Source organism: Levilactobacillus sp. HBUAS70063 (assembly GCF_038374745.1).
GTDB lineage: Bacteria > Bacillota > Bacilli > Lactobacillales > Lactobacillaceae > Levilactobacillus.
The window spans coordinates 194006-207396 of record NZ_JBANSM010000001.1 but is presented as its reverse complement, the minus strand read 5'-3'; the positions used below and the strand labels follow the sequence as shown (position 1 = coordinate 207396).

The 13391-nt window shown below is 56.3% G+C and carries 11 protein-coding genes; 1 reads left to right on the top strand and 10 read right to left on the bottom strand.

Annotated features, from left to right (window positions below):
- Positions 1–89 precede the first annotated feature (89 nt).
- Genes V8I28_RS01030 through V8I28_RS01020 form a run of 3 tightly spaced genes read right to left on the bottom strand, consistent with a single transcriptional unit; the run spans position 90 to position 3090 of the window.
- Complete coding sequence (locus tag V8I28_RS01030; RefSeq protein ID WP_341778272.1) at positions 90–1337, bottom strand: MFS transporter; 1248 nt, start codon at positions 1335–1337, stop codon at positions 90–92.
- On the bottom strand, positions 1324–2634 hold the full coding sequence (locus tag V8I28_RS01025; RefSeq protein WP_341778271.1) for an alkaline phosphatase family protein: 1311 nt from the start codon (positions 2632–2634) through the stop codon (positions 1324–1326). Before V8I28_RS01025 ends, V8I28_RS01030 begins: the two co-directional genes overlap by 14 nt.
- 24 nt (positions 2635–2658) lie before the next feature.
- Complete coding sequence (locus tag V8I28_RS01020) at positions 2659–3090, bottom strand: MarR family winged helix-turn-helix transcriptional regulator (RefSeq protein ID WP_341778270.1); 432 nt, start codon at positions 3088–3090, stop codon at positions 2659–2661.
- Positions 3091–3353: 263 nt separating this feature from the next.
- Here V8I28_RS01020 and V8I28_RS01015 point away from each other — a divergent pair, with 263 nt between their 5' ends.
- A complete protein-coding gene (locus V8I28_RS01015; protein ID WP_341778269.1) occupies positions 3354–5063 on the top strand; it encodes an NFACT RNA binding domain-containing protein in 1710 nt (569 codons plus the stop codon).
- A 108-nt stretch (positions 5064–5171) separates the two neighbouring features.
- Here V8I28_RS01015 and V8I28_RS01010 read toward each other — a convergent pair whose 3' ends face one another.
- From V8I28_RS01010 to V8I28_RS00980, 7 genes are all read right to left on the bottom strand, one after another.
- Positions 5172–7742, bottom strand: a complete 2571-nt coding sequence (locus V8I28_RS01010) for a carbamoyl phosphate synthase preATP-grasp domain-containing protein (protein WP_341778268.1) — start codon at positions 7740–7742, stop codon at positions 5172–5174.
- Positions 7743–7745: 3 nt separating this feature from the next.
- Positions 7746–8822, bottom strand: coding sequence for a carbamoyl phosphate synthase small subunit (locus V8I28_RS01005; protein WP_341778267.1), 1077 nt, complete (start codon positions 8820–8822; stop codon positions 7746–7748).
- 24 nt (positions 8823–8846) lie between these two features.
- Positions 8847–9380 (bottom strand): bifunctional pyr operon transcriptional regulator/uracil phosphoribosyltransferase PyrR, encoded by a 534-nt coding sequence (pyrR, locus tag V8I28_RS01000; RefSeq protein WP_168899218.1) that lies wholly within the window; start codon positions 9378–9380, stop codon positions 8847–8849.
- A 135-nt stretch (positions 9381–9515) separates the two neighbouring features.
- Positions 9516–10439 carry an RluA family pseudouridine synthase gene (locus V8I28_RS00995; protein ID WP_341778266.1) on the bottom strand — a complete coding sequence of 308 codons (924 nt, stop codon included), beginning with the start codon at positions 10437–10439 and terminating at the stop codon, positions 9516–9518.
- Between the two features lie 2 nt (positions 10440–10441).
- Positions 10442–10903: a signal peptidase II gene (gene lspA / locus V8I28_RS00990; protein WP_341778265.1), complete on the bottom strand. Its 462-nt coding sequence runs from the start codon at positions 10901–10903 to the stop codon at positions 10442–10444.
- A gap of 394 nt (positions 10904–11297) precedes the next feature.
- Positions 11298–12953, bottom strand: a complete 1656-nt coding sequence (locus V8I28_RS00985; protein WP_341778264.1) for a formate--tetrahydrofolate ligase — start codon at positions 12951–12953, stop codon at positions 11298–11300.
- Positions 12950–13366, bottom strand: a complete 417-nt coding sequence (locus V8I28_RS00980) for an EbsA family protein (RefSeq protein ID WP_341778263.1) — start codon at positions 13364–13366, stop codon at positions 12950–12952. Before V8I28_RS00980 ends, V8I28_RS00985 begins: the two co-directional genes overlap by 4 nt.
- Positions 13367–13391 lie beyond the last annotated feature (25 nt).

Genomic DNA, 13391 nt, shown 5'->3' with positions numbered 1-13391 from the left:
CTTGAACACCGCATCACTTTAAACCCTATCTTCAATTCAACAACGAATTAAGTTTCAGAAACTAGAATACCATAAATCACGCGACACGACTAGGATTTGTCCACGGCTGTTCGCGGAATTGACAGAAAAATAATCAACCCGAGTACAAATAAAATGGACAGTGAGGCCGCACCAATCCGCGACTGGCCGGTCATTTGGGTGACCACCCCCACCAGCACGGGACCCAGAACGGCCGAAAACTTACCTAAGATATTGTAGAAACCGAAGAATTCACTGGACCGCTCCTTGGGGACTAAACGCCCGAAGTAGGACCTAGAGAGGGCTTGAATGCCCCCCTGACTGGTTCCGACCAGGACGGCTAGAATCCAGAAGTCCGTGGTCGTCTTCAAATTCAGGGCGTCCAGACAGATCAGCAGGTAGACCACGATGGCGATGAGAATCCCGGTTCGCGTGCTGGTCTTGCCCGCTAGCCACCCGTAGAAGATGGAGAAGGGAAAGGCCACCAGTTGTACCACCAGCAGCACCATAATCAGCGTGGTGCTGTTGATGCCGATATCGAGGCCAATCGAGGTCGCCATGGTGAAGATGGTATCGACCCCATCGATGTAACAGAAATAAGCGACTAAAAACCAGGCCAGATATTTATGCTGGCGTAGGTGCAAAATGGTCTGCCACACCCGCCGCCAACTCTGGCGTAACGGCGCGGTGGTCACGTCTAGGGCGTGGCGTTGGTGAACGTTACGTTGGAACGGCACGTAGAAGACGATCCACCACACGGCGGCCAAGGCAAAGCCCCAACGCGCCACCCCCAGGCTGGACAGCTGACCAAAGCCGTTGGTGAATTCCAGCACCATGAAGAGCAGGAAGGCCAGCACGCCGCCGAGATAGCCAAAGCCGTAACCGACGCTGGACAAGTGGTCCATTTGCCGGTTATCACTAACGTCGGTTAAAAAGCTGTCGTAGAAGAGGTTCCCCCCGGAGTAGCCGAGAATCGAGAGAATGTAGATAACCAGGAGCCACTGCCACTGCGAGGACGGCAGGAGCGCTAATCCTAGCGTCATCACCATCCCCAGGCTAGCAAAGCCCCCCATGAGGCGTTTCTTAAAGCCCTGGTAGTCCGCTAACGCCCCCAGAAACGGCGCCAAGATGGCGACCAGTAGCGTGCCAAAGCTATTGGCGTATCCCCAATAAGCCGTGGCATTGGCCGCCGTGACGCCACTGCTCTCGGCCACACCCTTGAAGTAGATCGGGAGGACCGCCGTGGTGACGATGATTCCGTAGCCGGAATTGGCCCAGTCGTAGAAGACCCAGCTCCACTGTTCCTTAGTCAGTTTCATGCGCGGCCCCCTTAAATGCGGCGGTTAGCGCCTGTCCGGGCAAATCTTCCGGAAAGTGCACGTCGAGTAACTTGGCAAACGTCGGCGCCTCATCAATCAGCCGGGCCTCTTCGATCGTTACGTTAGGCTTAATGGCCGGCCCGTTTAACACCAGCGTGGTAAAGTAATCGGGCTTATCCGGATCGTAGCCGTGGACCCCGTGGTAACGGTCGGGTTGCCCCAGACTGTCCGGATCGACGGTCTCAACCACGGCCGGGCGCTTCGCCTCATCGGTAAAGTAGTAGCCGGCCTGCGCCTCGACCATGAACTGGCAGTGCGGGTCCGCCCCGCGCTTCGCCGCTGCCGCTCCGGTGATGACACCCGCCACCCCCGGCGTCTGTTCCAGCAATTGCCGCAGGTTCTTGGTATCCGCGAAGTTTCGCGTGTACACGTAAGTACTCCCGTCACAGGACTTGGCCCAGACGTGCCAGTCATTCTTGACGGTACCGTTGGCCGTGGGCGTCAGCCACCCGCGTTCGGCGAAAGCCTGGTTCAAATGAATCATGTGATCCACGTTGATTTGGTAGTGGTCGCCCAGGATGGCGAAATTGGTGGCCGCAAAGGTCCCGGCCGCAATCGTGGCATCGATGAGCTTGCCCACCCGCGCATCCAAGCGTTTGAGGGCCGCCATGGCTTCCGTGGACCGCACCCCATACCGGTGACGCATGCTGTCCATATCGACCAGGTGAATCAACGTCAGCGTGGGTTTCTTATGTACCAGCGTGTCAACCGCACAGGCCGTGATGAAGTCGTCGAGTTCCGGTTGCTGAATGCCCCGCCGCAGATGCCCATACTTCTGGTTCATCCGCAGGAGAAAGGCCGGACTGCTGGCCTTCAATGAGACCAGCACCTGGTTGGTCCAGATCCGGTTAGGAAAGATCTCGGCTAGATTGTACGTGATCTTACTGCCGGCCGTAACGGGCCAAAGGAAGGCCGCGGTCTTCTCGTGCTTTTGCCGAACCAGATCATACAGCGTCGGCACCTTGACGTCCCGTTGATACCAGTACCAATCGGGCGACTGGCGTTGCGGCTGTAACTTGGTATTGTTGACGATGCCGTGAACCGCCGGATACTGCCCGGTAATAATCGTGGTATGGGAGGGGTACGTCAGCGTGGGGTAAATCCCCCGGACGCGGCGGACCCGCGTACCCGTGGCCACCAAGCGCCGAAGATTCGGCAACTCTTCCAAATGTTCATCTAAGTCTCGACTACCCATTGCGTCTAGTGAAATTACAACTAATCTTTGCTGAATAATCACTCACTCCTTATGCTTAAACGCCCCTCAAAGTTCCTTGACGGTGCGTTGCCGGTCCATACTTTTATCGAGCCGGTTTAATAATATTTGTAGTAAATTGCGTTCATCGGTTGACCAATGTTCGAAGACCTCATCGGACAACGTCTCGAAGGCCGAGTTAATGGTTGCGGCCGTTTCCGTACCGTTGTCCGTTATTGTATACACCAACTGACGCTTATCCCGACCGATGGCTTTCTTGGTGACCATTTCCTTGGCCACCAGCCCCTTGAGTTGACGACTCAGGGTCGAGGTATCCAACTTGGTCTGTTGGGCTAGAATTTCTTGGGTGTTCTCACCACTCCCGATATGGTCCAGTAACTGCCATTCGGATACGGTCAGATGATGTTGCTTGGTCATCCGTTGCAGCAACGTCTGTTGTACTTTGTTGATGGCCATTAACGCCGCCAAACTGGATTTCATTTGCCCTCACTCCTTTTGATTGTATTGTACAACGATTTGCTTGCTAATCACAAGTCAATTTGATGACAAGTTTTACGGAAGATTTTCGGATTCCAAGGAAACTTCTTTGCACTTCCTTCCCCGGGCCGGTATACTTTAAGTTGTGTCGTTTTTAACGGTGAAATTGGCTGGCGCTGGCCGTCCCCAATTGTGAGAACCCCCACCGGACCGCAAAGCTCCATTACTAAACTTAAAAATTAACCATTAGAAAGGTGTTGTTTTCTATGTCATTTGACGGGTCCTTTACCCATGCCATGGTCCAAGAGCTCGGGCGCACCCTGACGACGGGGCGTGTTAGCAAGATTAACCAGCCCTACGACAATGAAGTCGTCCTGACGATTCGGGCCAACAGTCACAACTACCCGATTCTCCTATCGGCTAACCCGACCTACGCGCGGATTCAAGTCACGCAGATTCCCTATGTCAATCCGCCCGTACCCACGAACTTCACCATGATTCTGCGTAAGTATTTACAAGGCGCCATCTTGAAGGGCATCACCCAGGTGGCCAACGACCGGGTCGTCCACCTACACTTTACCTCCCGCAACGAGCTGGGGGACCAACAGGAACTCCTCTTAATCATTGAAATTATGGCACGTCACAGTAACGTTATCTTAGTGGACAGCGCCAGCGAAAAGATTCTGGACGCCATCAAGCACGTGGGGTCCGACCAGAACCGCTACCGCCTGCTGTTGCCGGGTGCCCAGTACATCAATCCGCCGAAGCAGGACTTAAGCGACCCCTTTGCCGGGCCACGACCGGACCTCGCGCAGACCTTACGGGACTTTCCGAACCGCGAAGTCCTCGCCCAGACGCTGCAGCACCAGTACCAAGGCTTGGGTAAGGATACTGCGGCAGCACTTGCCTCGGTCCTTCACGAACCGGGCGATGCCGTGACGCATTTCCAAGACTTCTTTGCCGGCTTCGATCGGCCCGCACCGACGCTGACGATCTCGCCCAAGGGCAAGACTAGCTTCACGGCCTTCCCCTATCCTACAGAGGGTCAGCAGCAGACCGCCGAAACCCTCAGCACGTTACTGGACACCTACTACCAGGATAAGGCCGAACGTGACCGCGTCCAGCAACAAGGGAGCGTCCTCATCCGCGTGGTCCGTAACGAGCTCAAGAAGAACCGCAACAAGTTAAAGAAGCTCCAGCGGACGTTGGCCGAGACGGAAAACGCCGACGAATACCGGATCAAGGGGGAAATCCTGACCACCTACCTGAACCAGGTTGAACGCGGCCAAACCGAGGTCTCCCTGCCCAACTTCTACGATGAGAATAAACCCCTAAAGATTAAGCTAAGCAACCAATTATCGCCCAATCAAAACGCACAGAAATACTTCAAACGGTATCAAAAGGCCAAGAACGCCGTCACCTACGTGAACGAACAGTTAAAGCTTACGCAGGCCGACGTGGACTATTTCACCAACATCATGGCCCAGATCGAGCTGGCCGCCCCCAAGGACCTGGTCGACATTCGGCTGGAACTCCAACAAGGTGGCTACCTGCGCGACCACGATCACCAGAAGAAGAACAAGAAGCAACGCCGGCAGAAGGTCAGCAAGCCCGACCGCTTCACGGCTAGCGACGGCACTAAGATCTCCGTGGGGAAGAACAACCTCCAAAATGATCAGCTGAGCCTGCACACGGCTAAGCGCACGGACATCTGGCTCCACGTCAAGGACATGCCGGGGTCCCACGTTATCATTCATTCGGATAACCCGAGTGAGGCCACGATTCTGGAGGCCGCTAACCTGGCCGCCTACTTCTCCAAGGCCCGCGAGTCCAGCAACGTGCCCGTGGATTACCTGCCCGTCAAGCGCCTGCACAAGCCCAACGGCGCCAAGCCCGGTTTCGTCATCTTCACGGGACAACGGACGGTCTACGTCACCCCAGAGAGCACCCTGGTTGAAAAGCTGGCGGATAACTAGTCTGATTGTATTATACAAATGATTCTTAACGCAAAAAGCGTCCCATCAGTTTCATTGATGGGACGCTTTTTGAACTATACAATTAATTTGTTTTTACCGAAAGACCGCTTAAATCGTCCGGTTGATAATTTTATCCAATTGTTCCGTGTCACTGAGGTTGCTCAGCGTCAACGCCTCGCTAGAACCAAAGGCAATCGTGGCGCCCATCTCCTGGTCCGTGGTCCCCGGCCGGTTCAAGACGTGCAATTGCCGGAACGGGAAGACGGCGTTCATCAAAGCGACGCGTTGGCTGTTCAGGTCAATCTTGACCGCGCTTAACTCGGCGTCATCGAGCGTGCCGATGTGTTGGCGCGTCAACATGCGGACCCAGTTAATCCCGGTGACCTTACTCAAGAAGGCCATCTCGGTCAGCCGCGTCGGCCGTAACCCTACGACTTCGAGTTGCTTGCTGTCCTTCTTGGGCGCAAAGAGCACCTGAACCATCCCCGTCAACTGATGCTCACTCACGGCCTGCTTGGCCTGCTCGACCAACCGTAAGCGATCGGCCTTGGGGAGCTCAGCGGGCATTCGAAAGGCCGTGACCTGTGCGATGGTTTGATTCATCCCCGGGGCAATCATGTCCATGATGCCCACCGCAATCTTATGCTGCTCGTGAACAAACAGGCTCACGCCGATGGTCGCACGCTGCGGCTGTGGTCGGCCGATCTCTTGGTCCGGCGGCAAGACGTGGAGGTTCAGCTCCAGCTTGCCCAGTTCGCGGGTCAGGTAGTGTCGGTTCCCCGGAACGATGACGATGTCCGGGTGCTCCACTTGAATCACGTTGAGCACGTCCCCCAGTTGAATGGGGTCCACATACTGCTTATCCGTGAATTCCGGCGCGATTCCGATGGCGTTGGGGTTCGTATTCATCAAAATGGTGTGATACCCCGCGCGCTTGAGCTGCTTGAGCATCTCGGTGGTGAAGTATTCAGCCGCCGTGTTGGGGCCCAGCTGATTGCCGCCACGCCCCAGAACCAAGGCCGTCCGGTCCCCCAGGGGTTCACTTTCGTTTTCGTACTCGAAGGTGCTGTAGTAACCGCTGGCGTGCTCATCGAATTCGCCGGCCGTGGGTTCAATCATCTTGTAGGTCGGCCGAATGTCGGCCTCGGCGGACAAGCCACGGATCGTGGCCGTATCCGTCTGCCAAATGCGGGCAATCATCCCGTCACCGAAGCCGTAGTAGCGCGCCACTTTCAGGGTGGCCACATCTAGCGGGTTATCCTTAATCTGCTTTTCGATTTTCAACAGATGCTGGAGCTTCACGAAGTAAAAGTTATCAATCTTGGTCAATTCGCTCAATTCATCGGGCGCGTACCCCCGGCGTAACGCCTCAATCAAGACGAGGATTCGGTTCGCCAACGGATGAATCAGTTGGCTAATCATTTCCCCATCGGTGAGATTGCTGACGCTGGGCAGGACGTCTCGTGGCGAGAACTGCGAACTACGGACCGACTTTAGCATGGCCTCTTCCACCGACCGGCCAATCCCGATGGTCGACCCCACCGCCTTCATGGCCGTATCCAGGTGCTGATCGGCATCCGGAATCTCCTGGAACGGCCAGATGGGAATCCGGACGCTCACGTGGTCAATGGTCGGCTCCATGATGGCCGTCTGCTTGATGAAGCGACTCGGGAGCTTGATGTCCACCAGCCGTTGTCCCAGCAGTAAGGCCCCCACGACAAAGGCCAACGGGTAACCCGTGGTCCGGGCGGCAAGCGCCACCCCGCGGGTGAAGTATGGCGCAATCTTTGTGACGTAGAAGTGTTGATTGTCGGGATTGAGCGCAAAGTGGATGTGAATGACCCCCACCACGTTGAGCTCACTAATCACGCGGAAGGTCGCGTCCCGCAAGTCCTGATACTCCCGATCGTTTAGCGTCTGCGGTGGCGTCACCACGATCGAATCGCCGGAGTGAATCCCAATGGGGTCCACATTTTCCAGGCCAGCAATCAGAATCTTGGTATCCGCCACGTCGCGAATCGCAATCATTTCGACTTCCTTGTAGCCGACCACACTGCGCTCCAAGGTACACTGGTCAAAGCGCGACTGGGAAAAGCCCTGGCTCAGGGCGTCCAGCATCTCGTCGACGTTTTCACAAATCGTGCGGTTGGTGTCTAAACGGGGCGCCACAGGTTTAACGATCAGCGGAAAGCCGATCGATTCGACCAGGCCCAACGCCTCGTCCTCGGTACCCACCACCTGGGCCTCGATCACCGGCTCGTGAATCTCCTTGAGCGTGCTATTGAGGGCCGCGGGATTGTTAATCTGCCGCACGGTCGCCGCGGGCATCCCCAAGATGGTGACCCCGAAGCGGCCAATGTCGCCGCTTTCAATTAGTTCCTGCGTAATCCGCACGCCTAATAAACCGCCCAGCGTGGGGAGAATGGCGTCCGGTTGGTCGCGTTCAATGATGTGGCGAACATTGGCGGTCGTCACCGCCTGAATGTACATATTGGTGGGTTGAATCTCTTCGAGGGCCACGGAGAAGGGATTGTTATCAATCACCATGGTCCGGACCCCGTGTTTCTTAAAATTCGTGATGATCTGTACCGTGGCACTATCCAGCTCGGTCTCGTGGCCAATCTCCGTTGGACCACTCCCAATGATCAAAACTTTCTGTAAGTCATCCAAGTTCTGCAAGCCTTATCCCTCCCGTGCTGTCATAGATTCCATGAATTCATCGAATAGGTCGCGACTCTCGTGCGGCCCCGGGGCCCCGTCCGCAAAGAACTGCACCGAAAACGCCGGGTAATCCCGGTGGCGTAAGCCCTGCACGGTCCCATCGATCAAGTCCACGTAGGTCGTAATCAGACGGTCACGGTCGATTGATTTGCCAATCACCGCGTACCCCTGACCCTGCGTCGCGTAAAGAATGTCATTGGTAATGATCCGGCGAATGGGGTGACTGCTCCCGTGATACTCGACGGGGAGTGCCGCGAGCTGGGCCCCGTTGGCCAGGGCAAACAGTTCGTGCCCCAAGCCAATCGCAAACAGCGGAATCTCGGCTTGCACCGTCCGAATCATCTCCAAAACCCCTTCGCCTAAGTCCAGGGGCGACCCGGGACCGGTGGAGAGTAAGACGCCATCCGGGTCCAGGTTCAAGACGTCCTGGGCGCTGGCCGTCCACGGCAGAACCGTGACGTTACACCGCCGCTCGGACAATTGCCGCAAGATCCCGTGCTTGAGGCCAAAGTCAATCACCACCACGTTCTTCCCGGTATCCGGGTTGGGATACGGCTTGGGCGTGGCAACCTGATCGACCTGGCGATTCGTCAGCACCGTGGCGTTCAACTGGTCAAAGGCGTGTGCGTCCGCGACATCCACGATACTCCCCTTGACTGGCCCGTCCATCTTACGAAGCTTGCGTACCAGATAGCGAGTATCGATGCCGCTGATCCCGGGAATGTTGTGCTGCTGAAGAAATTCGTCGAGGGACAACCGCGACAAGCGATTGGTCGAGATGTTCGTAACGTCGCGCACCACCATCCCCTTGGCGGTCGGTAGAATCGATTCGTAGCTGTCGTGGTTGATCCCCACGTTGCCAATGGCAGGTTGTGCAAAAATAATGATTTGGTTGTGATAAATTTGATCGGTAATCGTTTCCTGATAGCCCAAGAGGTTCAGGCTGGAAATGACTTCTCCGCTCGTAGTGGCGCCAGCACCAAATCCTTCACCGGCGTAGGCCGAGCCGTCTTCTAAAATCAAATAGCGTTTTGCCATGCTAAATCGGCCCCTTCGTCAAGTCTATGCCTGTTGGATTTCTACGGCGTCACGGTCATCGATCTCACTGACCGAGACCTTGATCCGTTCGCGTTGGGAACTCGGAATATTCTTGCCCACGAAGTCCGCACGAATCGGCAATTCGCGGTGTCCCCGATCGACCAAAACGGCCAGGTTGATGGACTTAGGCCGGCCCAGGTCCATCACGGCACTCATGGCCGCACGAATCGTCCGGCCGGTGTAGAGCACGTCGTCGACCAAGATGACCTTCTTGCCGGCAACCGAAAAGTTGATGTTGGCCGCGGATACCTTGGGGTCGCGGTCGGCATCGTGTTCAATGTCATCTCGATAAGACGTGATATCCAGATCGCCCACAGGGACCGTCACGTTCTCAAGTTGTTGTAAGCGACTGGCAATTCGTCGTGCTAAATACACGCCACGGGTTTTGATGCCTAGAATAACGAGGTCATCCACACCCTTATTTCTTTCGATAATTTCATATGTGATCCGGGTCAGGGCCCGTTGCATTGCCATTGCGTCCACAACTACCTTTGCCATCTTAAATTCCTCCTTAAAGTTTCACGGCGTTCATGTGCAGGAAACGGGCAGGCTTCTTCGGCAAAATCTGGTGAAGAAACCCGCCCGCCTAGCTACCGGCAAACCCGCTTATCTCGTACGTTTAGCATAAAAAACCTAAATTGCTTTGTCAACCGGTAATCCGGCCTCACGCCGCAGTTTTTGAACCACAGCCTTGAAGTGCGCGGGCACCGGCGCCGTAAAGTCCAGCTGTTCACCGGTCGTAGGTTGAACAAAGCCCAGCTCGCGGGCGTGTAGGAACTGGCCTTCACCCTTGAGCGTCTTCTTGGGGCCGTACAAGGGGTCACCGGCCACCGGATGATTGATGTAGGCCATGTGCACCCGAATCTGGTGTGTCCGGCCGGTCTCTAACCGACAAGCAATCAGCGTGTAAGCGCCGTACCGTTCCAATACCCGGAAATGGGTAACGGCCGGCCGACCATCGGCCACGACCGCCTGCTTCTTGCGATCCTTGGGTGACCGACCGAGTGGCGCGCGAATGACGCCCTCTTCTTCCTTGAAATTACCGTGGACAATAGCCACGTATTCGCGGAGGTTGGTCTTGGCCTGCAACTGCGCCGACAGGCTCTGATGGGCGTGATCATTTTTGGCCACCATCAATAAACCTGAGGTGTCCTTGTCAATTCGGTGGACAATCCCCGGCCGCAACGTCCCATTGATGCTAGACAGCGGGCTGTGATAGAGCAGTGCGTTGACCAACGTATGGTTGGGATGCCCCGGGGCGGGATGGACCACCATCCCCTGCGGCTTGTTCACCACGATGACGTCGTCGTCCTCGTAGACGATGTCTAGGGGAATGTTCTCCGGCGTCAGGTCAATCGGCTGCGGATCGGGCAATTCGATGTGAATCTGCGCCCCCACGGCCGGTTTGTCCTTGGGCCGAGCCACCTGGCCATCCACCGTAATCTGCCCGGCCTCGATGGCCCCCTTGGCCTGCGACCGTGAAATGGTGGCAACCGTTTCGGCAACCAGCTTATCCAAGCGAGCCGTCTCCTGAACGGTAAAATCTTCTATTTGCATGACTATGCCTCCCGGCGATCGGCCAAAAAGACGCCAATCGCAATAAATATCACACCGACCGTCAAACAACTGTCGGCAAAGTTAAAGATTGGAAAATTAATAAAGTCCAGTTGGAACATGTCGACCACGTAGCCTTGCATTAAGCGGTCAATGAAGTTCCCGATGGTTCCGGCCATCATCAATGCCAGACCCAGTTCTTCCGGCCAGTGTTCCCCGCGATTGCGGTACTGCCAAAAGAAGTAGCCCATAATCCCCAGGGCCACCACCGCGATCACGGCAAAGAACCACATTTGCCCCTGCAGGATACTCCAGGCCGCCCCGTTATTCCGGAGGTGGGTCAACGACACCACGCCTGGAATGAAGCTCTGTTCGCCGCCGAGGGGGATGTTGGCCACCACGGCGGACTTGATCCACTGGTCGATTCCGACCAGACAGATAATTAAGATCGTATCAGCAATCAGCATAACTTCTGGAACACCTTTCCTATAAGTCGTTGGTGAAAATTATACCAGAAAAAGCCGGCTTCCGACGGTTTGAACGAAATAAAAGTTCGAGAACCCGACCCAACCGCTGAGTCAGTGTGGGGCCCAACGGTTATGGCCCGGAAATGTGTGTGCCCCAACCGGCGTTAAAGCCCAGTCCAGCGGCGATCGCGGCGCATCTGGTTAATCGGTCAGCAGCTGAATCAATTGACCATTAAAACGAAAATATCGTTTTTAGTCAAATTTCTCGCAACAAATCGGTCGAAAAATACATTAGTACTTAATAGAGAGACCGTCACCGAGCTTTGTCTCAGGGTCAGAAAAGGAGGCCAAGTTTACACTCGGCCTCCCCAATCATTGATTGACGACTCAAAAATCAGAACAATCCCGTAATCTTGCCATCAGCGTCGATGTCCATGTCCAGGGCCGCCGGATGCTTCGGCAAGCCGGGCATGGTCAAGACGTTACCGGTCAGGGCCACGACGAAGCCGGCCCCCAGCCGTGGGGCGAACTCGCGGACGTGAATCGTGAAGTCCGTGGGCGCCCCCAACCGATGCGCGTCATCACTCAGCGAATACTGGGTCTTGGCCATGCAGACGGGCAGATGATCCCAGCCGTATTTGGCAAAGGTCTTCAACTGCCGGGCCGCCTTGGTCGACAGTTCAACCTTGGCTCCGCCGTAAATCTTCTGCGTGATGGCCGTCATCTGGGTCATCAGATCCGCGTGTTCCGGCGCCAGACGCTTGAAATGACTCGGTTGTTGGGTGGCAGCCACGACCTTTTCGGCCAAATCCATCGCCCCCGCACCGCCATCGGCCCAAACAGTCGTGGTGGCTACCGGGACGTTTAGGGCCGTAATCTCGGCCGTCAACGCCGCAATCTCGGCATCGGTATCGCTTGTGAAGCGATTGATTGCCACAACCACGGGCACGCCATACTGCTGCATGCTGGCGATGTGGCGCTTCAGGTTGGCACTGCCGGTCCGCAAGGCGGCCACGTCTTCTTGTTCCAAGTCGGCGCGTTTGACCCCACCGTTGTACTTGAGGGCCCGCACCGTGGCCACGATGACCACGGCATCCGGCGTCTTACCAAGAACCGGCGTCTTAATGTCCATGAACTTTTCACCACCCAGGTCGGCACCGAAGCCGGCCTCGGTCACGGCGAAGTCCCCAAGTTGTAGCGCCGTTTGGGTCGCCAGCACGGAGTTACACCCGTGGGCAATATTGGCAAAGGGCCCGCCGTGAATGATCGCGGGGTTGTGTTCCAACGTCTGCACCAAGTTAGGCTTAATGGCGTCCTTCAGAAGCAGCGTAATCGCGCCGCCAACCTTCAAGTCGCCCACCGTCACCGGTTCCTTATCCACGTTATAGCCAATCAGGATTCGGTTGACCCGGCGTTTGAGATCCGCGAGGTCCTCACTCAAGCACAACACGGCCATCAGCTCGCTGGCCACGGTGATGTCAAAGCCATCCTGCCGCGGCACCCCGGACGTCCGCCCGCCTAGGCCAATCACCGTTTGCCGCAATTCCCGGTCATTAATGTCCAAGACGCGTTTCCACACGATGCGCCGGGGGTCGAGCCGCAGCTCATTGCCCTGTTGAATGTGGTTGTCAATGAGGGCCGCTAAGGTGTCGTGCGCCTCGGTCAGCGCGTGAAAGTCCCCGGTAAAGTGTAGGTTGATGTCTTCCATCGGGACCACCTGGGCGTAACCGCCACCGGTCGCGCCTCCCTTAAGGCCCATGACCGGCCCCATCGAGGGCTCCCGCAAGGCCAGGACCGTCTTATGGCCGGCGCGGTTCAGGGCATCCCCGAGGCCCACCACGACCGTCGACTTCCCCTCACCAGCCGGCGTAGGGTTGATCGAGGTGACCAGCACCAGTTTGCCCGCATCGTGGTGGCCAGCCAGTGGTAGGTTAATCTTGGCCTTCGTATGGCCGTACGGATCGATCTGGTCAGGCGTTAACCCCACCTTGGCCGCAACTTTTTCGATAGGCTCTAGCGGCGTCGCCTGTGAAATTTCAATATCGTTCAATGCCGTTCCTCCTTCACCACGTCCAGCATGGCGGCCTGAATCAGGCCCGCCAGTTCAATCGCCGAGTTCCGTGGCAGCAAAAATTGATAAATCTTCCCCTGAGCAACCAGCCCCAACCGGTAGCGCGACACGTGCACACTGCTGACGTGGGTCAACGGAATCACCAGGTGGTGGTGATTCAACACGGTGCTGACGGTGAGCACGCCGTTAGCCATGGTGATATTGCGGTAGTGCACCTCGATCCAACACAGGAGCGCAAACGCCGCAAACAGGCCCAGCGTCCACCAGTTAAAGTGGGTCACTTCCAGCCAGAAGATGGCGCCGAGCATCAGCACCATCAGCGTCCAGCTCCAGCAAATAATGCTGCTGACCGGATTAGGTTGATACAAAAATCGTCGTTCTTGGGTTATCATAACTTAAAACACCTCACGCAAAAGA